Origin of the sequence: Thermocoleostomius sinensis A174 (assembly GCF_026802175.1) — a bacterium.
GTDB lineage: Bacteria > Cyanobacteriota > Cyanobacteriia > Elainellales > Elainellaceae > Thermocoleostomius > Thermocoleostomius sinensis.
Genome location: NZ_CP113797.1, coordinates 346,360 through 370,759, shown reverse-complemented (window position 1 = coordinate 370,759; position 24,400 = coordinate 346,360). Strand labels below are relative to the sequence as shown.

Genomic DNA, 24,400 nt, shown 5'->3' with positions numbered 1-24,400 from the left:
GCCCGTTTTTACTAAGAGCAGGGCTGTGTTTGGCTGCATGCTACGGCTGTGCTAGCAGACAGGCGATTGGAAACAGCAAATACTCTAAAAAAAACAGCTTCCAAATGAATTGGTAAAATTGCGCAATTGAAACCTTCTCTTGCAAATCAACGCGCCAACTTAACCCCCAAAGGACAACCAATGCAGCAAGATGGGTCGCTATTAAGAACGGTGCATGAATTTGTGTAATCAACGCTGCGCCAATGATCATCCCGAGATAGCAAACCGTTAAAACCCAACGAGCAACACTGAAAACAGTTTGCTGTCCGAGTTGGACGGTGAAGGTGGTAATGTGATAGCGCCGATCGCCTTCCAAATCAGGAATATCTTTGAAGATGGCAATGGCAAACGTGAATACCAAAATAAACAGCGTTAAAGCCCATACCGTTGCTGGAATTGTGAGCAGGCTTGTGGGCAAATTTTGGTCAAGCGGAGTCATTTTTTGATTGAAATGCAGATATAACCCCAAGTTGACGATCGCCCCCCGTACCGAAAAAATACATAATGATGCCCAGATGGGAAAGCGCTTGAGGCGAATAGGCGGCAACGAATAGGCGGTGCCAATGGCGACACTTAACCAAACCGTTGCCATTAAGAAAATGCCCTGCCACGCCGAGATCAGCAGCGCTAAGCTACCAGCGGTCGCGACAATGGCCTGAGCTTGGCGGCGGGAAAACTCACCGGATGCCAAAGGCAAGTGGGGTTTGTTAATGCGATCGATTTCAACATCTTCTAATTGATTCAAACCCACAATATAGACATTGCCACACAAACAGGCAACCAGAGCAGGGACCAGCAGCAAGGAATCAGAAACTAAATCAGAAGTAAAAGAAATAGCGTGAGTTTCTGCCAGTGCAATTAAAAATAGAGCCAAGACACTCAGGCTAGTTCCAACGATCGTATGAGGACGGGCAAACTTCCAAAAAGCAGATAGCCAGGCAATGGGGCGTTGGGTGAAGTGAACTTGAGCAGACTGAGGGTCTAAAATAGATGATTCTTCCGAGTGAAGCTGGCTCATGAATGATCGGACAAGACTTCCGGCATGATTCTACCGTGAGCAGGGCACTCTCCTATTGAGTGTTGAGTTATTTATTTGAGTGTTGAGCTATTTATTGGTTGAGTATCAGATTAATGGCTCGTCATCTACCCCAATCACTGACAGGCATATTACAAGCACATTAATCGATAACTGCTTGCGTCAACGGGTATCTCGCTTTGTCTGTTGTAGTTTGGCATTCTTGCAAAGCCAACACAGCTCCATGCGACTGCGCTGGAATGCTATTCACCGAGATATTCACCCAGAACGTGTAACGTCGTTCTGACAAAACCTGCTATAAGAAGTCGCTCTACGAAAATGACTTGCCGCAGCCACAGGTTTGATTCGCATTGGGATTAGTAAATTGGAAGCCGCCTCCGATCAAAGCATCGCTATAGTCCAGCGTTAGACCATAGAGATACAGAATGCTTTTGGGATCGCACACAACTTTGAAGCCGTCATAATCATACACTTCATCATTTTCTCGAATGTTGCTTGGCTCTTCAAAGTCCATCATATAGGACATGCCAGAACACCCGCCCTGGCGCACTCCTACTCGCAAGCACAAATCTTTGCCCATTTTATCTCGCAGGGCCAGCACGTGACGAAGGGCGGCGTCAGACATCAAAATGCCAGGCTGTTGAGATTGAGTTGCTTGTGTCATTTCTAGTTGAGGCTCCCTCAGAAATCCGCTAATGAGACGCTATACCATGATGGTAACGGATGGATGAAACCTGTGGCAAAGTAATTGCCAACTCTATCGATAGAGAGTTTTGAGCCTTGTACCCGAACGGTTAAGTTAGTTCTTATTTAACTTAAACAGTCTCAAGCCGATTGTCTCAAGCTTTTTGTCTAAGAGCGGCCAGGAAGTCTCTAGCATCGTTAGAATGTCTGCATCAATATTCATCTACGATTTAGATTGTGTTGAACTATCGCCTTGGCGTGAGTCTAGTCAAGCTGCATCAGGTTCGTAGTTCATCGAACCGAATAAGTGTGCTCTTTACCATTTTGATCCCGATCGTACTTACCCCCTGCATCCACTGTGTCTTGTCCTAATAAGCCTATTTCTCTAACTGCTATTTAGCTGGTTGTGTTGTATGACTGCTTTGAATCGCTCTACCCGTCGTCGCCTCCAAAGTTTGCGCCAAGTTCCCTGCGTGTGGGAAGGCGATCGTCGTTTTCTGTCGTCCAATTTGGCTATGAGAACTGAAACAGGAGGACGAACACAAGGCGAGTGCATCTTGTGGGTGGATGGCACCGAAGGCGTAGTACGCGCGATGGATATGGTTCCCTGCGAGGCTGGGCACGAGGCAATTGTGCGAACGCTGCTGCAAGCGATGGAATATCCGCACAGCCCTTCTCCACCCGGACGACCGCAGAAGATTGTGGTACGCGATCGCGAAGTTCAGTTTTTCTTACGTGGGGTGCTGCAAGATCTCGATATTGTGGTGGAGTATGTCTCTGAACTACCGCTGATTGACGAAATCTTTGACGGACTTCAAGGCATTGCTCGCAGTCGTCCCCCTCAACTGCCGCCTGAATTTGTAGAGCCAATGCTGACAGCCATCCAAGACATTTGGCAGGATGCGCCCTGGGAACGACTTGACGAAGAAAAGGTGTTAGCAGTCGAGTTAAATCACGAAGACGTGGATACGCTCTATGTCTCAGTCTTGGGCATGTTGGGAATGGAGTATGGTCTGTTAATGTATCGATCGCTCGATTCACTGAAGCAATTTCGACGGCGAGTGTTGGCAGCAGGCGACAGCCCAGATGAGTTGGAAGGAGCGTTTCTAGAACAAGATTGTTTGTTTGTCACATTTGAGCAAGACGACATTGCACCAGAGGCGGAGCTTGATGAAGAAGGTGCTGCCTTCCAAGCGTTCTATGAGCAACATGGCGTCTACCCCTCGTTTGGCAATTTGCACCCCCTCGAAGGGATGCGCCCCTCGCTTTATACTGAGGAAGCCAGCGTGGTTTTAGTGGCTCTACAAGCGTTGCATCGCTTTTTCCACCAAAACCTTCGACGGTTGAGCATAGATGAGTTTCCGCCCGTCACAGGTCGTTATCGGATTCCTGAGCCTTTGGAGAGCAGCAAGCGGGTTACCGTGAAAGTGGCAACGATGCCAGACCTAGCCCATGAATTAGCAGAAATGTCGGCAGGCGAGGAGGACAGCGAGTTATTCGGGCAGAGTTTGCCAGTGTTGCGCAGTGATTTGATTCCAGACAATGCTTTCTACAGCTTGGGGGCGATGTCTTGGGAGATTCTCAAGATGCTGCGATCGGAAGTGAAGTTTCACCAAGAGGCCGACGCGACCTTTCCTCAAACAGCCGATGGCTTTCCAGTCATTTTGATTCAAACTTCGCAAACCAAGGCCAATGCTCTGATTAAAGAATTCAAGGCAGCGGGTGGTCTCAAGGCGATTTGTTTCAGTCCGGGCGAAGATCCTTTTTCGGACGATCGCTATGATTTAGGAGTTCTGCAACTCAATAATGGCGATTTGCATCTGTTTGGCGAATTCATGGAGGCTGATCCGGTGCACATTCAAGCTCGCAAAAAGTGGGATCAACGCTGTAAGAAAACAAAAGGTCACTGTGGGTTAGTGATCGCTAAAGGATTTCGGGGCGAATCGAAGGGCAATCCAAAACTTGACGATATGCTGGCTTTGTTTGAGGTGAGAGCCATTTCCTCGAAGGAATTGGGGTTGGGTTCTCTTCAACTCGTATCGCTTTTAGACTAGATAAAAAGCTCAGATAAACGCCCAGTCAACCTATTGGGTAGTTATGTATGTAGTTGTATGTAGTTATGTATATTATGTAGTTATCTAAAGGAGTAGGCGATGACTTCTTGGCGCGATCGCCTCAATCGTATGAGTGGCAAAACCCGAATTGTGGTGTGTCGGCTGTTTGTTCATCTGGCAGGCAATGAAGTGGCTCCATTGCTGGGGGTGCTAAACCAATCGGCTCGACAGGCTGTTGCCGATGAAGGAGATTTGCACACCCTGGGCGAAGGACTCGTCGAAATTTGCCAAGCCCTGCTGGAGTATGAAACCTACTGGCGATCGGCGGCTAATGAAGGCGAAGTGTTTTGGGACGAAGGCGAAGCAGGTGATTATGTTACCGAGCTATTTACCGACTCGGCCCAACGCTATGGCAGCGGACTGGAGCTAGAGACAGATGACCAAGCCGATCTAGATGCAACCTTAACCTTGCCGATTACACAAAACTTAGTCCTGATGCTGACAGTGGCCTATGAAGGCGAAGTCCCTGCGCTGGAAACCGATCTGGCTAACATGACTGCCCTCAAAATTGGCTTAAAGGCCCTGATGAATTTGCACTATGACGATCGCTTGCGAGCAATTCAGGTGCATTTCTCACCCGCTCAGATTGGCGATCGATTGACCGATGATCAACTGTTGCAGCATTATCCTGAATTGATTCCACTGTAAGTTGGGGAATAGGGAGTGGGGAGTAATACGGTATTTTTTCAACGTTCTTTCAACATTTTTTCAACCCCAACTTCCAATCACCTAATTCCCGTACCCCAATCCCCAGATTTGAACGCTACAGTTTTAGAGTGATCGTCTTTTCGCTCTGCTTATGGCTGTAACGCGTAACGTGATTTCTGTGTTGATGGTGTCTGTGCTGGTAATGCCGATTGTAGGGTGTGGTGGTTTGGTTGTAGAAAATTCATCTGCGCCTGATCAACCATCGGCAAATCAACCATCGGTTAACCAGTCTGTTGAACCGACTCGACTGTCGGATGGCAAATATCCGATTCAGCAGGCTACCTACGATGACATCGATGGTACCTATACGGTGATACTGCTGAATACGGCAGCAGGCGAGTCTTCTATTTTTCAAACAACCAATCTGCCGATGGCGCGTTTGACAGAAGAGGAAATACAAGCGGGCGAAACAAGCTATCTTCAAATGCAGCAAGGACAACCTTCGCTGCATCTAACTGAAGATTTTCGGATTGATTATGTCCATAATGTCACTGAAGAACAAGTTAACCCACAGACTGGTGAACCAGAGATTGTAGTGGTGCAGCAAGAGCGCAGCTTTTGGACACCATTTGCGGGTGCATTAGCCGGACAAGCGATCGGCAATCTGCTGTTCACGCCGCAATATTACTTTCCGCCCGTGTATCGACCTGGTGTGGTGCTGACGGGCTACGGCAGCTACGGTAGAACCTATGATCAGGCGGCACGGCAATATCAAACCCGTTATAATGCGCCACCCACAGAAGTCCGCAATCGCCAATTCCGCTCAACTGGACGACTGCGACGATCGCCTACTGCCACTCAAGTCAGTCCTCGCAATCCGCAAAGAACCCAAACCAACCGTCCGTCCGGTTCAGGCTATGGTTCAACGGACTTACGCCGCAATAATCCAAGCAATGTGCGACGACGGCAACCAGGCAGTGGGTTTGGTAGCTCTGGGGTTCGTCGCCGCAGCAGACGCCGTTAACGTTTCCAGCATAGCTGAATCGAGATCTGAATCGGACTGCCACATTTCCTTTCAAAACATCGTAACGACGAAGCGTTTCGTGGAGAAATTTGGTCAGTTTGAGGAGTAGTCTATACATCTTGGCTACATTCAACCGCATCTAACCCGCTATGGTTATTTGTAAGTCCCTTTAGTTAATCATTTTGTTTACTGACTTCTACGGCTATGTTTCGTAAACTGTTTTTGGTTCTAACAGCGTTCCTGCTGTTCCTGTCTACGGTGGCATACAGCCATCCAGCCTTAAGTGCGCCGCTTAGCCCTTCAGACACTCTACAGGTGGCTCAGGCTACCCCTCAAGCTCGTTTATCAGACGGGCAGTATTTGCTTCAGCAAGCCAGTTATGACGATGGAGACGGTAGCTATACGCTGATGCTCTTGGATACGGCCCCAGGGGAGCCTTCGGTGTTTCGCACTACAAGTTTGCCAATGGCTCGTTTAACAGATGAAGAAATAGCAGCCGGGCAAAAGAGCTATCTCAAAATTGAAAAGGGGCAACCGTCCCTCCATCTCAGCGAAGACTTCCGGATTGAATACATCCACAATGTCACCGAAACGCAAGTGAATCCGCAGACGGGTGAGCGTGAAGTAGTGGTGGTGCGGCAAGAGCCAAGCTTTTGGACACCGTTTGCGGGTGCCTTAGCTGGACAAGCGATCGGCAACTTATTGTTTAGACCACACTATTACTTTCCACCTGTTTATCAACCAGGAGTTCCGCTCACAGGCTATGGCAGCTATGGTCGTACCTACGGACAAGCCGTACAGCAATACCAGAGCCGCTACAATGCCCCACCTGCCGAAGTGCGTAATCGTCAGTTCCGCACCACTGGCCGCTTACGCTCACCAGGTGGATCATCTGGGTTTGGCTCATCGGCGACCAACACTCGCAGAGCGACCAAAACACCGAGCAATACCACTACCACTGCGAAACCCCAAACGCCAAAGGCGACAAATCGTCCATCGGGTTCGGGATATGGTTCTTCTACGCTACGTCGCAGTCCTTCCTCCTCGACAATCCGTCGTCAACCCAGCCGCAGCTTTGGTTCGCGATCGGGAGGCATGAGAGCCAGACGCCGCTAACGAACTGATAGGGTTTGGCCAGAAAACCCTTCCGTAGGGTGGGTCCTACCCACCTTGAATCCTTGTTAATGAACGGCTTTTTCTCCCTACTAAGAACTGTTACAGATCCTGACAAAGTTGTGATTGTGTAATGGCGCGATGATAGGATGCGTGAAAAATATGTTCAGAGAAAACTTGCATGACAGAAGCTCTTACTGGACAAACCCCTTTGTTTGGTGGCAGCACCGGCGGGCTACTAACCAAAGCTGAAGAAGAGGAAAAATACGCGATTACTTGGACTAGCCCTAAAGAACAGGTTTTTGAAATGCCGACGGGTGGTGCAGCCATCATGCGGCAAGGCGAAAACCTGCTGTATCTGGCTCGCAAAGAACAGTGCATTGCTTTAGGGGCGCAACTGCGAACCAAGTTCAAGCCCAAAATGGAGGACTATAAGATCTACCGCGTTTATCCTAACGGTGAGATCCAGTATCTCCATCCGGCAGATGGTGTGTTCCCTGAAAAGGTGAACCAAGGTCGCGGTCAAGTGAATACAATTTCTCACAACATTGGCAGCAACCCCGAACCAGCCGCTGTGAAATTCACGGGCAAGAAGACTTACGAAGCGTAGTTGACAGTCTAACGTCTTTTATTTTCATTTCTACATGAATTAGGGGCAGATAACGCTGCTCCTTTTTATTTGGGCGTGCTGAACTCCCCTCGGAGTTGCCCTCATCCCCCACCCTGCCTCAGTGGTTTGATCTGTCTGTATGAGTATTTGATAGGGTATGAGAGAATTGCTAACGGCATTCCTGAAAGACCTTGCTCGTTGGCGCAAATTCTTGCGGAACTGGCTAGCTGAGTCTGAGGTTGGGCTTGATGCAACGCAACTCGATCGCACCGTTCAGGACATCATCGATCGCGCCATTTGTTTGCATCTTTGCGCTAGCTGCAAAATAGCTGCTTGCTGGCATTGTTTGATTCTTCAACCTATTCACGGGTCGCCAACAATGATTCTCGATCGCTGGGTGCAGGCAACACTGCAACGGCTAGAGAGCTTCATGCAGACATGTGAGATCAACGCCCTGCCGATCGCCCTATTGGGATACAGTTATGAACAGTTCCTAAGCATGAACCAAACGAGCAACCGCAAAGCTCAAGGGGCTTATTATACGCCTCCGGATGTGGTTGACTACCTGATCAAGCATACACTTGTACCTTGCCTAGCAAAACAACGGGTAACTTGTTTAGACTTCGATCTGTCTCAAGCGCTACGCATTCTTGATCCAGCTTGCGGCGGCGGCGCGTTTCTGCTGCGGGCCTATCAGTATTTACTTGATTGGTATCAGACGCAGGGTAACGATAATCCTGACATGCATCGATCGCAGTTTTATCAGACCTATGGAGGCGAATGGCGCTTAACCTTAGCGGCGAAACAATCTATTTTGCTTAATCACATTTATGGTGTTGATTGTGATCCAACTGCGGTGAAGCTAACTCAGCGATCGTTGCTGCTGCAACTATTGGAAGGTAGTGCTGAGGAGGCAACAATCCATCTCGCTCAAGCAAACTGGACAGTGAATTCATTACGGCTTGATGTAACTAGGCTAGACAAACAAATTTGCTGTGGAGATGCGCTTGTTGGTTCTGATTTTTATGCACAAGAACCAGTTGATTTTAACGCTGATGATCGGATTAAACCCCTCGATTGGGAACAAGCTTTTCCAAATGCTATGAAATCCGGTGGTTTTGATGTAGTCATTGGCAACCCGCCTTGGTTATTTACACGCACTGCAAAGTTTGACGATCGACTGAAACATTATTATCAACGTCATTATTTCGCGCGATCGAGCCTAACTGAAACAAGTAGAGCCAAGCAGACTGGAAAAATTAATTTATTTACTGTGTTTTTGTTTAAGTTTATTGAACTTTTGCATCCAAACGGACGCATTGGTATTGTTGTACCCAATACTTTGTTGAGAACAACTGTTTATGAACAGGCTCGAAAATATATTTTAGATCAGTGCCACATAGAACAAATTGTTGAGTTGGGACACGACTCGATTAGCGCTATTACAGCATCCGTAACACTGTTAATTTTGGGAAAAAATGCAACTTGCTCTACGCTAATGGTTGCTCAATCGATTGCACCTAATGCACCCATTCGTATTCTCAACAAACATCTATTTCTAAATAATACAAGCTATGTTTTTAGCCTGAGTTCAAGTCAGCAATATCAAATATTTGAAAAAATTATGAGCACCTCTGCTCGTTTAAGTACTCTGACCCAAGAGATCATCGAAGGAATTGTTTGTCGTAAAGACCAAATTAGTACGCATCCTTTCACTGATCGCCATCAGCGCCTTTTAGAAGGTAAAGATGTTTCGCGCTATGCCATTGCGTTTCGTAACAAGTATCTGTTGTTCGATCGTTCACAGCTACATCGTCCACGTCCAAATTATGTTTGGGACAGCCATGAAAAAATTATTCTACGACGAATTGGTGGTGGAACCAGAGCATTAACGGGTGTATTAGATACAGAGTATTATTATACCTTTGCCTCAACTAACAATATTTTGCTTAAAGCAGATTGCCCCTATGATATTCGCTATGTGTTGGCGTTGTTGAACTCTCAGTTGTTAAATGACTTTTATATTCAAAAATTTACTAATCAATCGCGATTAACCGTAAACATCGCTAAAACCTTTCTAGAACAACTGCCAATTCGATCGCTGAATTTGAATTGCTCAACTGATAAACAAAAACACGATCGACTGGTGCAAGCGGTGGATCACATGCAATCGTTGCACTGCCAATTCAAATTAGCCGCTTCACCCGATGAACAGCACAGGCTACAACAGCAAATTGACACAATTGATCAGCAAATCGATCGATGGGTTTATGACTTATATGAACTGACTGAAACTGAGATTCAGCGACTAAAAACACCTGCCGCTTGTTGATTGACCAACCTCGTGCCGCCTTCATCCCGACCCTTCTTCCAGGGGATAGGATGTAGGGTGTACTGAAACAGTTCGGAGAAGGTTTGGTGCAATACTTAAAATTTAATTAGAACTGTCCCAATAGTGGAATACATTTCAATTTTCTTCAATGTTTCAAGCCACTCGTCGTCGTCTTGCCCTTTGGTATACCACCGTCACAGCCATCCTGCTGTTGTTATTTGCCAGCGGCTTCTATTTGTATGTACGGCATACTCTAGTGGAACGTATTGACGATACCTTGAATCATGTGGCAGAGGTAGTGCAACGATCGCTGATTGTAGAAGCGGTGGACTCTTACCCCATCGATGCGGCAAACGGTGGCGATCGAGGGCGATTTCAGGTCAACATCGAAGCCAGTTTCCCCAGTCCTGCCGAAGCGGTTGAAGATGATCACATTGATCTAGAGTGGTTCAGCCCCAGTGGTGAGTTGTTGTGGTCTACATTTTCGGCTCCACTCAATATTCCGCTTCATCCCAACGACGGCGAAACTGTCTATGGCAGATTTAGTGAAACCGACCCAACCGCTAGCACCAGCGCTGCAACGAGCGAAACCTCATTCAAGCGGTATCCCTCTTCCTTTGCACTGCGGCAAATCACCCATCGCGTTAAAATTGGCCCGCAAGATTTGGGCTATTTGCGAGTCAGCCATCCCTGGTTTGAAGTGACCACCCCCAGCCGCCAATTGATTCGCGACCTCAGCGTTGGCACTACCCTAACGATTGTGGCGGTTGCTGCCATTGGGTGGTTTCTTTCTGGATTAGCCATTGCCCCGGTGCGCGATTCTTACCAACGGCTAAAGCAATTTACTGCCGATGCCTCTCACGAATTGCGTAATCCGATTGCTGTGATCCAGACCAATGTACAAGTAGCGCTGGCTGATCCCGATCCTCATTTGCAGCAAGACCAACTAAGAGTCGTGGAGCGATTAACTCGACGACTAGGGCGATTGGTAGATGATTTACTATTTCTGGCACGACAAGATAGCGGCATGACACCACTCAAACTGGATGCGGTTGATCTAGAAGAATTAATCCAAGAAGTAATTGAAGAACAGCAAAGTGTTGCAACAGATAAAAGCCTAACGCTTGTATTAAAACCTCCTGAATCTATTTCGACTAAAACTGTTTTTAATAAAACCATTGAAGCTCATCAGTCGTATACCGTACAAGGCGATCGCGATCAATTAACCCGTTTGTTTACTAATCTCATTAGTAATGCAGTGCAATATACGCCTGCTGCCGGTCAAATTGAAGTGAGTTTACAGCGGGTTAAGCAGTCAGGACATACTCAGATTCAAATTCAAGTGAAAGACACAGGCATTGGGATTCCGATGGAATCATTGCCCCATATTTTCGATCGGTTTTATCGGGTCGATCCAGCCCGCACAACACTACCAACCCATTCCACAAAGCCGCCAACCAGCACGGGTTCAGGTTTGGGACTAGCGATCGCCAAAGTAATTGTAGACAATCACCAAGGGCAAATTTCGGTCACAAGCGTTCCTGAGCAAGGCACAACGTTTTGTGTGTGGCTCCCGCTTCTGACAACTGAGACTTAAAGAAGTGCCTCCGTTATATTCTAAAGCATTGCCATTATACTTAAATTATGTTATTCGTAGAATAATAGTTTTATAATTAGAATGCTCGGAGAACATTAGAACAAAAAACGAAGCAAGAAAACATTTCTCTTAGCTCTATTTATTAGTTTGTGTAGAGACGTTCAGTCTATAATTCACCAAGCTAGCGATTGAGTATTGCCATGCTGTTGTGATTGTTAGCTTTGCATTGAATTAAGTTGATTTGTCGATTTGAATTAGCAAGTTTCGATCGCATCTTGCGAGAGGCTAGTTCAGCTACACCTGAAACGCGATCGGTGTCATAAGTCAATAAAAATCTAGTCTGGGTTGAAGGTGGCGATACATGGAACCTTTGGCATATCTTTATCTCGTTCAAGACCAAGAAGATTTTGAAGATAATCAATGGACGGCTCCGATGAGCTTAAGTCTTTCCACGTCTCTTGCAGTTCGTCATCGCTCGGGTAAGGTGGCTGGTCTCATTGGTGTGTTATCGTCTGTTCTGGTGCTTGCCCCTTCTAACTCAGCCTTAGCTACAGGTGGCTCGACTAGCACTGGGTTTACGAGTGGTGAGTTCACCAGCGGTCATGAATTGATCGGCGGTGAATTTACCAAAGTGATTCTGACCGATGAATATGCTAAAAGTTACGCTGGAGGTGGTTACTTCTACATTCTGCAAGATTTTATTAGAGATAGGCTGGCACTGGCCGTGCCAAACCCACCACACCCTCCTGTACCCACGCCTCCAATTGCTAGTCCGCCTGTGGCTCCTCCTTCGCACTGTACAACTCTCAAGTATGGAGATAGTGGGCCGGCGGTTCAATGTCTTCAGGATTTGCTGCGTCAAGCAGGGTATTTTGATGGGACCTCGACGGGTTATTTTGGCCCAGCTACAAAAGAAGCTGTCAAAGCGTTTCAGTACCATTGCGGTTTGTTTGTCGATGGCATTGCTGGCCCCCAAACAATAGCAGCCCTTCATAGTGTGCTTGGTCACTCGGCTACTCCGATTCCGTACTAGCCCAAATTTTTTAGCGAACTGACTGTGAGAGCGGGTTTTGAAGTCAACAGACTGGTAAGATCATCTAGTTTTGGTTGGGCTTACTTCTAGCACTAGTCTCCTTTTCTTCAACCCCAATGCCTCACTTGCAAGCCCTAATTTTTGATGTAGACGGCACACTAGCAGAAACAGAGCGGGATGGGCATCGAGTGGCTTTCAATCGTGCCTTTGCCGAAGCGGGCTTACCCTGGGAATGGTCGATCGAGTTATACGGCGATCTGTTGGAAGTTGCGGGTGGCAAGGAACGAATTCAGTTTTACCTCGATTGTGTTTCTGCTGCTCCAATTCAATCTCCAACTCAATCAAATGTGGTGCTACCTCGTTCGGGTGGCGATCGCATTCGCTGGATTACAGCACTTCACACGGCTAAAATTTCGCACTACAAGCAGTTGCTACGAGAAGGGATTATTCCGCCACGACCGGGCGTGCAACGATTGCTGCAACAGGCTCGAAGTCAGGGCGTACAGTTGGCCATTGCAACCACCAGTGCGCCAGATAACGCGATTGCCCTACTAGAAACGGCATTTGCTCCTAATGCTCCGAGTTGGTTTGAAGTGATTGCGGCTGGCGATATTGTGCCTGCTAAAAAACCGGCCCCCGACATCTACTACTATGTCCTGCAAGCGTTGAATTTAGAACCACAGCACTGTTTAGTTATTGAAGATTCACCGCAAGGACTACAAGCAGCCTTGAAAGCGGGACTAAAAACTGTTGTCACTGTCAATAACTACACCCGTCATCATGATTTCTCTGGAGCAGCCCTAGTCCTAGACCACTTAGGGGAACCAGATTGCCCATTTGAGGTGATTGCAGGTAACGCTGGTGATTTTACTTATTTTGACGTAGCCTTGGCTGAGTGGTTACTCAGCCAATAAGCCTCTTCTATCTTTACTGTCATCTATTGTTGTATCTATTGTTGTTCCTCTCTCTTGCCTTCCTACCTATATCGTCTTCTATATCATCTCTAATGTTTGCTGTACTCGTTCCACTTGCTTGGGTGCACCCATTTTCTGAAACAGTTCGATCGCTTGTTGTAAGCTGGATTTTCCTTCAGCTATTTCATTCATTTTGAGATACGTCAAACCAAGCTGATAGTGTACTTCGGCTAATTCACCTCTGGCTTCAATTCGCTCAAGTAATCGTTGGGCTGCAAGATGATTGGCGATGGCATCTCGGAAGTTCAACCGATCGCGATCGATGGTAGCCAATCCGTTCAGCGCACTGGCTTTCACTTGCGTATAGTGGCTTTGCTCGGCATAATCTCTAGCAAGGCGATACATTCGTTCAGCTTCTCGATCGTTGCCCAAATTCTTCATCGTTAGTCCCAAAAACAGCAGACTGTAGCCTCGACTCCAGGCATCAGAACTCAGTTGAGCATATTCCTCAGATACCTTTTTTGCCAAATTGGCGGCTTCTTGCTTTTGTCCCAAGCACGAGTATAAATAAGCTAAACAAAACCAGGTACTCACCGTATGGCGATTCGGTTTGGCATTTTCAGCTAATGTGATCAGCGTTTGAAATAATGCTAGCGCATCGGTCAGTTCCCAAAGCTGAATTTTGCACAGCCCTATGTTAAACAACGACGAAATTTCTAAGTCCTGCAACCCAAATTGGACGGCAATCTCTTTCGCCTTTTCATTGCACGCGATCGAACGGTGAATATTGCCATTCAGCCAATAGAGGTCTCCTAAAATACTAAGTAGTTTTCCAAGCACAGGGCCGGGTGGAATGCGATCGAGCAGGCGATTGATAGCAGAAATCATCCGTCGCAGCAGTCCAAATCGATAGAACGAAACGCCTAGTGGTTCTTGTTTTGACCATTGGCTGTCTCGCTCGTAGAGCAACACACTAGCAGCGGCTTCGTACTCGCCAATGTAAAAGTAATGATAGTAGCCTTGATAAGCTGTGAGTGCATCCTCAATGGTTTCGATTGTCTTTACATAGGTCGTCCAAAACTCAGCAGCGCGTTGATTAGTCGATTGCCAGTCAGGGCTTGCCTTGAGTAAAGCGATGGCTTTTGCTTGAATGAGAGGATGCAGATAGTATTTGTCGTGACCGCGATCGCTTTTCACTTCCACAAGAAACGAGTCTTCCAAAAACCGAATAACGCTATGCCGCTGTTGTTGTGGCACATCCCACAGTAAGCAATACAGCGCATCGGCTGGCACTGCCGAAATACTTTGATAACGATAACAACCTAAACGCAGTAGCAATTGATAGGCCTCTGGATAAATGCGCTGAAGTCGCTCAAATTGGCTGGCAACGAGATCTTCTAAGTCGGTTTGTTGCAGGAGGTTCGCTTGGTTTTCTTGCCAGAACGTCTCTAGATTGCCAGCATAGTCTAGGCTAATGGTGCTGCTCAGAATTGTCATGGCCTTGGCGTTGCCGCTATAGGCTTTGTGGATTTGGGTCAAGGCAGAAGACTGGGCGTCAATTTGCTGATTCTGAAAGAACTGTTGCCATGCCGTAACACTTAAACCTGGCAGAATATACGGTTGGGCGTTGACATTGCTTTCCCGCAGCGGTTCGCGGCTGGTAATTAAAGTTAAAGAATGCACCGATCGATCTGAAAGAACCTCTAGCAGCATTGCATAGTCTCGGTGAGCAGCGATGATGTGACCCTCGCGATCGAGGGCTGGTTCCAAGTTATCAATCAGCACTCCAATTTTGGGAGACTGGTCGGAGGGACGCTCTTGCAACCGTCGCTTTAGCTGTTTCAAGGCAGCCTGAAAGTCACGAGCGGGTTCTTCGCCAAAGTACCGCCGCAGCCAATCTTGCACCATTCCTTCGGCGGAGGTAATGTTTTGCGTTTGTTTGGCCATCCAGCCTTCCAATACCAAATCAAACCCCTGCTGAGCAAAATACTGTTGAGCCAAGGTCGTTTTGCCAATCCCCCCTTCTCCTAAAATCAAAATTGCTGTTGCTCCCGATCGCGCCAACCGAGCCAAATCAATCATGGCGTCCGATCGCCCCACGAAGGGAGCCGAGTTCAAGTCCGATGGTTCTGATTCTGAGTTGTTTTCAGTGCTATTCTCCGGTGCTGGTTCTGGATTAGAGAAATTTGAGAGACGATCGGGACGGGTATGACCATATCCCACAATTTCTTGCCAGTTTAGGCCCAGCAACTCGCAACAGGCTTTGAATTTGGTGATATAGATAGGCTTCCCCTGAATAAAGCGCTTCCAGGTTTCGATCGCCGCTTCTTCGTTCAAATCTTGGCTTGAGGACATCAGTAGCTTAACGGATTCAGACTCTCGTCGGATGGGGGTCGCTGCCCAACCACGTTGCTGCCACGCTTGTTTTACCTTAGCTAAGCCAAGGTTTGAGCAAGATAATAGGAATGCAGGTTCTACTAATAGTGTGATGTTTTCTACACCGACAATATCGACCACTTCGCCAGGCGAAATAAAAATATCTTGATGACACCGAGCAAACCAGTCAGAACCCCAATAGCGAACTCGTCCTCGTTGATTGGGTTGAATTGTTTGCTGAACAATTGCCTGACGGTTCTGATATCCCCAACTGCCATGCGGCATAGATTGTTTTATCGACTGTCTCGATGATGGATTGGTTGAATTTTGAGTCTCAACAAATTGGAACGCTTGAAATACGTTACGCAGACTGAACCCCATGTGCTGTGTTCCCCTAGTGACGATTTTCGAGATGCCGTAAAGCTGATGAGTATTTGTATCAAAGTGCCCTAACGCCTATCTGAGTATTCGATCGATGAACCCAACAGTCGATGAAAAAGCGCCAGCTAGCAGATGCTTCCGGTGATGATCTCTCAATCCAAGAAGACGATTAGGTAATACAACAAGTTGCAACCGACGAATTTCGCAATTGTTTTTGCAATTGCTACTGTCAGGTTTGTTCTCTAGGCTACCTTACCTTGGGCAATCTTGACAGGAAGTGGGGGGAGGAGTGGAGTTAGGGGTTGGGGGGTGTCGAAGAGAGTAGACGCTGCCGTTGCCGCTCTTGAATTTCATCAAGCGTGGCATCGGGAATGGCATGAATCAGTTGCCGCGTATAATCGCGAGTGGGATGGGTGTAAACGGTTTCGGCAGGGCCAATTTCCTCGATCTTGCCTTGGTTCATGACCATGATGCGATCGCTGACAAACTTGACAACGCTTAAATCGTGCGAGATGAAAATATAAGTTAAGCCAAAATCCTGCTGTAAGTCTTTCAGCAAGTTCAACACCTGTGCCTGCACCGATACATCCAGCGCTGACACCGACTCATCGCAAATAATAAACCGAGGATTGCAGGTAAGAGTGCGGGCAATACAAATGCGCTGCTGCTGTCCACCGGAAAACTCGTGGGGCATTCGGTTCATGGCGCTGGCATCTAATCCCACCCGTTCCAAAAGCGCAACGGCCCGTTGATAGCGTTCCTGGAACGAGTTGCCGATATTGTGAATCAGCATCGGTTCCATTAAAGCTGCCCCAATACTTTGGCGCGGGTCCATTGACCCATAGGGATTTTGAAAGACAATTTGCATGTCTTGTCGCAGGCGGCGTAGTTCAGCATCATTCAACTTAAACACCGATTTACCATCAAACATCACCTCGCCCGATGTCGGCTCGACTAAGCGCAGCAAGACTCGACTGAGGGTTGATTTGCCACAGCCCGACTCACCTACCAATCCCAGTGTTTCTCCAGGAAATACATCAAAACTAACATGGTCAACCGCATTGAAGACGGATTTGCGACCGAACAAGCCAGTGCGAACTGGATAACTTTTCGTTAGGTTCCGCACTGACAACAGCGGTGGGCGCTGGGCTAATTCCTGATGGCGACGATCGCGCTCCTCGGCGGAAACAGGCACAAAGCGAGGATCGGCTGCCACAAGGTGGGTCGATCGGGGTACGATTGTAGGCTCTCCGTCAGGACCGATGCTGACTTGCATAAAATCTGAAACGGTGGGCAAGCGCTTCAGCAATTGTTCAGGACGGGGACGACAGTTAAGTAAACCTTTGGTGTAGGGGTGCTGCGGATTGGCAAACAGATCATACACGTTCGCCACTTCCATCACCTTGCCACGATACAGCACCACAACGCGATCGGCAATTTCCGACACAACGCCCATATCGTGAGTAATGAACAAAATGGCCATACCGCGACGATCGCGAATTTCTCGCATCAGTTCCAGAATCGTGGCTTGAATCGTGACGTCTAAGGCGGTTGTTGGTTCATCGGCAATCAACACGGCTGGATTACCGCTGAGAGCCATCGCAATCATCACGCGCTGAATTTGTCCGCCCGATAATTGATGCGGATAGCGACTCATCATGCCTTCGGGGTCTGGCAGCTTCACCTCACGAAACAAATCCACTGCTTGCCCATAGGCCGCTTCGCGAGACAGATCGCTATGGAGCAAAATCGCTTCCACTACCTGATCACCACAGGTGTACACAGGATTGAGTGATGTCATCGGCTCCTGAAAAATCATGGAAATTAACCCACCCCGATAGGCTCGTTGCTCCTCTGGAGAAAGCTCCAGGAGATTAATGGTTTGGTTGGTGCGCGGGTCGCAAAACAAAATCTCGCCAGTCACTTGGGCCGATCGTGCCAACAGTCCCATCACCGCCAGTGATGTCACCGACTTCCCCGACCCAGATTCTCCCACGACACACAGCGTTTCGCTGGGCATGAGGTGAAACGAAACATCCCGAACCGCATGAACCAAGCGATCATCTGCTTTGAAATGAACTGACAGATTGCGAATATCAAGAATGGGAGAGGTCATAGAGAAGAAGAGATCGGTAATGAAGCCTATTTTAGGACTAAGAGGCTGCTTTAAAAGTGCCAGTTGCAACCGGAACTGCCCCCTGAATCCCCCAACGTTGGAGGGTGGAAATGCAGGATGACCCTCACATTCAAATCGATCACCGCCTCTTGGGTCGAATGAGGCAGGCTATAGCGTTCTTTGACATGTACTATACTCACTCATTAATTGATATCAATCAAAGTTAAGCTTAAGTTCTATACAGTTGAACGGTTTTGTAAATAAATCAGTACTCATTGCGTCAAGTCGGCTCGGATTCTCTTTGGATTCTCTTAAGACAAGCTTACTAGTAGTAGCTAGCAAAGTCTCTCCAAGGGTGGATGAGAATTTCTAGCTTCTTATGGATGATCTCTTTAAAAATGCTTAGATAAGTCAGGTAACGATGTTCATAGTGATGAGTTTCAAGGATTGCCGCTCAAATCAAATGATTCCGGGTTAACATTGCCCATGAAAACAACGTACTGTTTGTTCGTTTTTTAAGTGCTGGAACGAAGGCGGTGGTAGTGAGTCAGAACGAGCGGGCGATCGAGCCAAACAATTCTCAGCCAGAAGGAACGCAATTGGGCAATGTCAAACCAGGCAATGATGAGTTGAATGGTAACCAGAATGCTTGTGCCTCCGATCGCCACAACTCAAATACCCTTGACAGCGTCATTGTCGGCGGTGGAGAAATGGGGGCTGCCATTCGTGCGTTTGATTGGTCTGTTACCCCCCTAGGGGCGATCGAAACGTGGTCACAAAGCCTGCAAACCGTGGTCAATGTTTGCCTAAATTCGCGCTTTCCAATGGTCATTTGGTGGGGGCAAGAGCTAGTATTACTCTACAATGATGCTTGGCAACCCATCCTTGGCTCAAAACACCCTCACGCCTTGGGAAAACCAGGGCAAACCGTTTGGACAGAAATTTGGGACATTATTGGAGCACAACTGACGAGTGTTTTGGCAACAGGGCAAGCGACTTGGTCAAATGACCTTTTGCTGCCGGTCGATCGCCACGGTTATCAAGAAGAAGCTTACTTTACCTATTCCTATAGCCCGATTTTTTTAGAAGATGGAACGGTAGGCGGAGCCTTTACAGCCGTTACGGAAACAACGGAACGGGTATTAGGAGAGCGGCGACTTGCCACATTACAACATTTAGCCGCCCAAGCTGGACAAGCTAAAACTGTAGAAGAAGCCTACAGCACTGCAATTCAAATCCTATCTGATAATCCCAAAGACATCCCATTTGCGGTGCTTTACAGTATCGAAGCGGCAGTAACCCAAGCTCAACTGCGCGGTTGCTCAGCCTCGATTGCAGGGACATTGGCCAGTCCCCATTGCGTAGATTTAACCACAGAAGCTGAGCCAAGTTGGTCGCTGACAACGGTGCTGCAAACTGGCAACGGGCTACAAATCGAAGATGTGATGCAGCGCTTTGGAGCGTTACCAGTGGGTGATTGGGCCATTCCTCCCCAACAAGCACTGGTATTACCGCTGCGAGCCGCTGGACAAGAGACGATCGTGGGCATCGTGATCATGGGTGTAAGTGCCGGGCGGGTCTTAGACGAAGACTACCGCAACTTCTTCGATCTAGTAGCTGGACAAATTGCCACTGCCATTGCCAATGCCCGAGCCTATGAGGAAGAACGCTTCCGGGCCGAGGCGTTGGCCGAACTCGATCGAGCGAAAACTACTTTTTTCAGTAATGTTTCCCACGAATTTCGCACCCCACTCACATTGATTCTGGCGCCGCTACAGGATGCCCTAGCCAGTTTGCCAGACGGGGAAGAGGGAAGCGATCAAGCAATGAATGTTTCACTTTCCATCTCTTCATCTTCTTTAAAGGAACAACTTCAACTAGCCCATCGCAATAGCCTCCGCCTATTAAAGCTGGTAAATACCCTGTTAGACTTTTCACGGATTGAAGCGGGTCGAATTCAAGCGGTTTATGAACCCACTGATTTAGCTGTCTTGACAACAGAATTGACTAGTGCGTTTCAATCCACAATCGAGCGAGCCGGGCTGCGCTTGATGCTACGCTGTGACCCGCTGCCGGAACCCGTGTATGTCGATCGTGAAATGTGGGAGAAGATTGTCTTTAATCTGCTCTCGAATGCCTTCAAGTTCACATTTGATGGGGAAATTCGGGTTAGCCTGCGATGGGAGGATGGGAATAATAGGAGAGACCAAGAGGAGAGGGAACTCGCAGACTTGCCGTCCTCCTCCTACGCCATTCTTGAAGTCGAAGATACGGGAACAGGGATTCCTGCCGCAGAACTACCGCATCTCTTCGAGCGATTTCATCGAGTGCAGGGCGCACGCGCTCGAACGTATGAAGGATCTGGCATTGGGCTAGCGCTTGTCCAAGAATTAGTTCGCTTACACGGGGGCACGGTGCAGGTTTGCAGTCGCGAGGGGCATGGCTCAACGTTTACGGTTATCATCCCCACGGGTACAAGTCATTTACCGTCCGATCGCATCCAAGCTGCTCGCACTCTGACCTCAACCGCCTTGGGAGCAGTCCCTTATTTGGAAGAAGCTCTGCGATGGCTTCCAGAAGAGAATCAAGCAGCTTCGGATTTAAGGGCTGAATTGCATCCTCAATTAAGTCCTGAGCTATTCACCCAACCATCGACTATTCAATCACTCACTTCCAGTTCTCAATCGCCTCCAGCGCGCATTCTCTTGGTGGATGACAATTCCGATATGCGGAACTATGTCAAGCGGTTGCTGAGTAGCCATTATCAGGTAGAAGCGGTTACAGATGGGATGGCTGCATTGGAAGCCATGCAAACTGAACTTCCGGATTTGGTGCTCACCGATGTGATGATGCCGCGCTTGGATGGATTTGGCTTACTAAAAGCGTTACGAAGTGATGATCGCACCCAAGCCTTGCCCATCATTCTGCTATCGGCACGAGCAGGGGAAGAAGCACAAATCGAGGGGTTGGAAGCAGGGGCAGATGATTATTTAGTTAAACCGTTTAGTGCCAAAGAATTATTAGCACGAGTGGCATCAACGCTCAAGATGGCACAGTTGCGCAAACAGGCTGCTCAACGCGAACAGCTATTGCGAACCGAAGCAGAAGCAGCACGGAGTCAAGTTCAGAATATTTTAGAAAGTATTAGCGATGCCTTTGTTGCTTTCGATCGCGACTGGCGCTATACCTATGTCAATCAAGCCGCTACTCGGCTTTTAGGACGATCGCCCGATGAATTAATCGGCAAAAATGTTTGGCAAGAGGTATTTCCGAGTGAAGTAGGAGGGCTAGCTTATACTACACTTCATCAAGCAGTTGCCAATCAGGTTCCTGTCTCTTGGGAAGAGTGGGGACAACCGATTCAGCGCTGGCTTGAAGTCCATGCCTATCCTTCTACAGATGGCGTTGCCCTCTATTTTCGCGATATCACCGATCGCAAACGTACTGAAGCCGCACTATATCAAAGTGAAGAACGATTACGAGTCGCTCTAAAGAATTCACCGCTCACGGTGTTCAACCAAGATCGAGACTTACGTTATACCTGGATTTATAATCCAACCTTTAATTTTCAAATATCAGATGTTATCGGTAAGCAGGATATAGATTTATTACCCAGTAATGATGCAATCTTTGTCACTGAATTGAAACGTCAAGTCTTGCAAACGGGACTTGGAACTCGAGAAGAAGTGAAAGTGTCTCAACCAGATGGAGACTACTTCTATGATCTAACGATTGAACCGTTAAAGAATGATAAATGCGAAGTTGTCGGTGTTACTTGTGCTGCCATCGATATCACTAACTATAAACGCACAGAAATGGCATTGCGCGAAAGTGAAGAGCGATTGCATAGCTTTGTTGTCGCGAATGTTATTGGTATTCTATACGGCGACGTTTATGGCGGAATTCATGAGGCTAATGATGAATTTTTAAGGATTGTCGGCTATTCACGGGAAGATCTAGAGGCTGGTCAATTGCGATGGATGGAAATTACCCCTCCTGAATATTTGCCATTAGATGAGGAACGGGTTTCCGAAGCGCGGGCCCGAGGAGCCTGTACACCGTATGAAAAAGAATACATCCGCAAGGACGGAAGCCGTGTTCCTGTATTGCTGGGCTATGGACTGGTTGGGGAAAAACGAGAAGAATCAGTCGCTTTTATTCTGGATTTGACAGAACGCAAACAAGCAGAAAATGCCTTGCGACAAAGCGAAGAACGCTACCGATATCTTGCTGAATTAATTCCTCAACTGGTGTGGACGGCTGATGCAGACGGGATCTTGTTGGATGTCAATCAACGCTGGTTAGATTTTACAGGACTAACGTTGGAACAAGCTCGACAGGCTGGGTGGGAAGCCATTATTCATCCAGACGATGTGCCCGTCCTTAGTCAAAATTGGGCAGTTGCACAGCACAATGGCAGCTACTATCAAGCCGAAGGGCGAATGCGTCAAGCCGATGGTGGTTATCGTTGGCATTTGCATCAGGCTGTACCTCAAAAAGACGATCGTGGACAGGTGGTGAAATGGTTTGGAACAGCGACTGATATCGAGGAACAAAAACAACTGCAACAAGAACGCGATCGCAGTTTACAGCAAGAACAAGCGGCCCGTGAAGAAGCCGAAGCGGCTAACCGCATCAAGGATGAATTTTTAGCTGTCCTGTCCCATGAACTTCGATCGCCCCTTAACCCCATCTTAGGTTGGGCGAAACTACTACAAGCTGGTAATCTCGATCCGCAAGCAACCCAGCGGGGACTCGAAATCATTGAGCGCAATGCCAAACTGCAAACTCAACTGATTGAAGACTTGCTGGACGTGTCTCGAATTCTGCGCGGCAAAATGGCATTGACCGTCACTGCTGTCGATCTAGCAACCGTAATTGAGGCAGCGATCGAAACTGTGCGCCTGTCTGCTGAAGCTAAGCAAATTCAGATTCAAACCTATGTTGCGCCGAATGTCACCCCCATTTCTGGAGATGCAGGACGCTTACAACAGGTTGTCTGGAATTTACTCTCCAATGCAATTAAGTTCACGCCTGCACGGGGACGGGTCGAAGTAAAACTGGAAACGATCATAGGTGATGGCGAATTGGGTAGGGATACGGCGTCTGATGACTTCCTCCCCAACCCCCACTATACTCAGATCACAGTCTCTGACACGGGCAAAGGCATTTCTTCCGATTTTTTGCCCTATGTATTTGATTATTTTCGTCAAGAAGATGGCAAAATCACGCGCAAGTTTGGAGGACTGGGACTGGGACTGGCGATCGTGCGACATATCACCGAACTGCACGGTGGCACAGTTCAGGTAGAAAGCGCTGGCGAAGGGAAAGGAGCCACGTTTACCGTGCGATTTCCCTTGGTCAGAGAGGAAAGCGCCATGCCCCCTGACGAGGCAGAGATCGAGTTGATTCGAGCCGCCGAGCATCAAGCAGATCACTTGCGTCCGTTAGCGGGGGTACGGGTGCTGGTCGTGGATGATGAAGCAGATATGCGAGAATTAGCAACGTTTATTTTGGAGCAAAGCGGCGCGATCGTACAATCTGCACCGTCTGCGTCTGTGGCATTGTCAATCCTAGAGACATTTCAACCCAGCATTCTGATCAGTGATATTGGCATGCCTGATGTGGATGGGTATGGCCTAATGCGGCAAGTGCAAGACCGATCACATCAATCGGGTCAGGTCATCCCTGCTATTGCCTTAACAGCCTATGCCAGCGACTATGACTATCAGCAAGCCCGACAAGCTGGGTTTCAACAGCACATTGCCAAGCCCATAGCGCCTCAGGATTTAGTAGAAGCAATTGCTGCCCTGCTGAAGCAAACGAGCAACCGTTGAGATCAATTCATGTGGGTCTTGTAGCTTTGATAGAAAGCAATCAAACCCTGCTAACAACAGTGGTTTAGCAGTGAAATCTCTGGAGTACGACGTTACGGCAATAGCGGGCAAATGGTAAGGCAGCCCTAATTCTCTAGCACGAATCTGTTGAATTAACCAATCGCCATTGCGATCGGGCAATTTGACATTGCAAATTAAAATATCGGGTTGAAAATGCTCAAGTGCGTCCAAGGCTTCTTCTGCCAACGCTGCCCACATAATATGTGCCCCAACCCCTTCCAGCATCACAATCAGCAGTTCTGCGATATCGAGTTCATCCTCAACCAATAGAACGTGAACCCCCTTCAAGGTGGATTGATCGTGGAACATAGCAGATTCAGCCAAGCTGGCGTTCGTACACGGCTCAGTAATTTGCTTGGTTTGGTTGCTCTGAAACGAGTGCTCATTGCTGCTCATAGAATCGTCTCTGCTTTGGAGGGAAGTCTATCTAGTTTCCACATATCAGGAAAAATTTAGGCTCTCTCGGAAAGCATGTTTTATGCAAAG

15 protein-coding genes are annotated in these 24,400 nt (G+C 47.9%); 10 read left to right on the top strand and 5 right to left on the bottom strand.

All coding sequences use genetic code 11. From position 1 onward, the window contains the following. Window positions 1-40: 40 nt before the first annotated feature. A complete protein-coding gene (locus OXH18_RS01510; RefSeq protein WP_268610663.1) occupies window positions 41-1,057 on the bottom strand; it encodes a homogentisate phytyltransferase in 1,017 nt (338 codons plus the stop codon). A 328-nt stretch (window positions 1,058-1,385) separates the two neighbouring features. Then, on the bottom strand, window positions 1,386-1,739 hold the full coding sequence (locus OXH18_RS01505) for a HesB/IscA family protein (protein WP_268610662.1): 354 nt from the start codon (window positions 1,737-1,739) through the stop codon (window positions 1,386-1,388). 433 nt (window positions 1,740-2,172) lie between these two features. Between OXH18_RS01505 and OXH18_RS01500 the strand changes: the two genes are divergently transcribed. The 9 genes from OXH18_RS01500 (at window position 2,173) to OXH18_RS01460 (ending at window position 13,144) form a co-directional block, all read left to right on the top strand. Then, entirely contained in the window at window positions 2,173-3,813 is a 1,641-nt protein-coding gene (locus OXH18_RS01500; protein ID WP_268610661.1) for a DUF6930 domain-containing protein, read from the top strand. Between the two features lie 99 nt (window positions 3,814-3,912). Continuing rightward, complete coding sequence (locus OXH18_RS01495) at window positions 3,913-4,521, top strand: DUF1517 domain-containing protein (protein WP_268610660.1); 609 nt, start codon at window positions 3,913-3,915, stop codon at window positions 4,519-4,521. A 151-nt stretch (window positions 4,522-4,672) separates the two neighbouring features. Continuing rightward, on the top strand, window positions 4,673-5,545 hold the full coding sequence (locus OXH18_RS01490) for a hypothetical protein (RefSeq protein ID WP_268610659.1): 873 nt from the start codon (window positions 4,673-4,675) through the stop codon (window positions 5,543-5,545). Window positions 5,546-5,749: 204 nt separating this feature from the next. Next, window positions 5,750-6,661 (top strand): hypothetical protein, encoded by a 912-nt coding sequence (locus tag OXH18_RS01485; protein ID WP_268610658.1) that lies wholly within the window; start codon window positions 5,750-5,752, stop codon window positions 6,659-6,661. 178 nt (window positions 6,662-6,839) lie between these two features. Beyond that, window positions 6,840-7,268 (top strand): photosystem I reaction center subunit II PsaD, encoded by a 429-nt coding sequence (gene psaD / locus OXH18_RS01480; protein WP_268610657.1) that lies wholly within the window; start codon window positions 6,840-6,842, stop codon window positions 7,266-7,268. A 157-nt stretch (window positions 7,269-7,425) separates the two neighbouring features. Continuing rightward, entirely contained in the window at window positions 7,426-9,600 is a 2,175-nt protein-coding gene (locus tag OXH18_RS01475) for an Eco57I restriction-modification methylase domain-containing protein (RefSeq protein ID WP_268610656.1), read from the top strand. A gap of 148 nt (window positions 9,601-9,748) precedes the next feature. Further along, window positions 9,749-11,197, top strand: a complete 1,449-nt coding sequence (locus OXH18_RS01470; RefSeq protein WP_268610655.1) for a sensor histidine kinase — start codon at window positions 9,749-9,751, stop codon at window positions 11,195-11,197. A 361-nt stretch (window positions 11,198-11,558) separates the two neighbouring features. Next, window positions 11,559-12,230, top strand: coding sequence for a peptidoglycan-binding domain-containing protein (locus OXH18_RS01465; protein ID WP_268610654.1), 672 nt, complete (start codon window positions 11,559-11,561; stop codon window positions 12,228-12,230). 116 nt (window positions 12,231-12,346) lie between these two features. Further along, the gene (locus OXH18_RS01460) at window positions 12,347-13,144 is read left to right on the top strand and encodes an HAD family hydrolase (protein ID WP_268610653.1); all 798 of its coding nucleotides are present in this window, start codon (window positions 12,347-12,349) and stop codon (window positions 13,142-13,144) included. A gap of 78 nt (window positions 13,145-13,222) precedes the next feature. Here the strand turns inward: OXH18_RS01460 and OXH18_RS01455 are convergent, their stop codons facing one another. Together OXH18_RS01455 and OXH18_RS01450 are read right to left on the bottom strand one after the other, a co-directional pair. After that, window positions 13,223-15,901 carry an NfeD family protein gene (locus tag OXH18_RS01455; RefSeq protein ID WP_268610652.1) on the bottom strand — a complete coding sequence of 893 codons (2,679 nt, stop codon included), beginning with the start codon at window positions 15,899-15,901 and terminating at the stop codon, window positions 13,223-13,225. Window positions 15,902-16,196: 295 nt separating this feature from the next. Beyond that, the gene (locus OXH18_RS01450) at window positions 16,197-18,017 is read right to left on the bottom strand and encodes an ABC transporter ATP-binding protein (protein ID WP_268610651.1); all 1,821 of its coding nucleotides are present in this window, start codon (window positions 18,015-18,017) and stop codon (window positions 16,197-16,199) included. A 710-nt stretch (window positions 18,018-18,727) separates the two neighbouring features. On the opposite strand from OXH18_RS01450, the gene OXH18_RS01445 reads away from it, so the two are divergent. Further along, on the top strand, window positions 18,728-23,854 hold the full coding sequence (locus OXH18_RS01445) for a PAS domain S-box protein (RefSeq protein ID WP_315874808.1): 5,127 nt from the start codon (window positions 18,728-18,730) through the stop codon (window positions 23,852-23,854). Here OXH18_RS01445 and OXH18_RS01440 read toward each other — a convergent pair. Further along, on the bottom strand, window positions 23,807-24,310 hold the full coding sequence (locus OXH18_RS01440) for a response regulator (protein WP_268610649.1): 504 nt from the start codon (window positions 24,308-24,310) through the stop codon (window positions 23,807-23,809). The two genes, OXH18_RS01445 and OXH18_RS01440, sit on opposite strands and share 48 nt — an antisense overlap. Window positions 24,311-24,400: the final 90 nt, after the last annotated feature.

Coding starts and splice junctions, on each gene's coding strand:
- OXH18_RS01465 (WP_268610654.1), top strand. CDS start 11,559: ATGGAACCTTTGGCATATCTTTATCTCGTTCAAGACCAAGAAGATTTT.
- OXH18_RS01440 (WP_268610649.1), bottom strand. CDS start 24,310: ATGAGCAGCAATGAGCACTCGTTTCAGAGCAACCAAACCAAGCAAATT.
- psaD (WP_268610657.1), top strand. CDS start 6,840: ATGACAGAAGCTCTTACTGGACAAACCCCTTTGTTTGGTGGCAGCACC.
- OXH18_RS01505 (WP_268610662.1), bottom strand. CDS start 1,739: ATGACACAAGCAACTCAATCTCAACAGCCTGGCATTTTGATGTCTGAC.
- OXH18_RS01445 (WP_315874808.1), top strand. CDS start 18,728: ATGGGGGCTGCCATTCGTGCGTTTGATTGGTCTGTTACCCCCCTAGGG.
- OXH18_RS01455 (WP_268610652.1), bottom strand. CDS start 15,901: ATGGGGTTCAGTCTGCGTAACGTATTTCAAGCGTTCCAATTTGTTGAG.
- OXH18_RS01500 (WP_268610661.1), top strand. CDS start 2,173: ATGACTGCTTTGAATCGCTCTACCCGTCGTCGCCTCCAAAGTTTGCGC.
- OXH18_RS01485 (WP_268610658.1), top strand. CDS start 5,750: ATGTTTCGTAAACTGTTTTTGGTTCTAACAGCGTTCCTGCTGTTCCTG.
- OXH18_RS01470 (WP_268610655.1), top strand. CDS start 9,749: ATGTTTCAAGCCACTCGTCGTCGTCTTGCCCTTTGGTATACCACCGTC.
- OXH18_RS01460 (WP_268610653.1), top strand. CDS start 12,347: ATGCCTCACTTGCAAGCCCTAATTTTTGATGTAGACGGCACACTAGCA.
- OXH18_RS01495 (WP_268610660.1), top strand. CDS start 3,913: ATGACTTCTTGGCGCGATCGCCTCAATCGTATGAGTGGCAAAACCCGA.
- OXH18_RS01490 (WP_268610659.1), top strand. CDS start 4,673: ATGGCTGTAACGCGTAACGTGATTTCTGTGTTGATGGTGTCTGTGCTG.
- OXH18_RS01510 (WP_268610663.1), bottom strand. CDS start 1,057: ATGAGCCAGCTTCACTCGGAAGAATCATCTATTTTAGACCCTCAGTCT.
- OXH18_RS01475 (WP_268610656.1), top strand. CDS start 7,426: ATGAGAGAATTGCTAACGGCATTCCTGAAAGACCTTGCTCGTTGGCGC.
- OXH18_RS01450 (WP_268610651.1), bottom strand. CDS start 18,017: ATGACCTCTCCCATTCTTGATATTCGCAATCTGTCAGTTCATTTCAAA.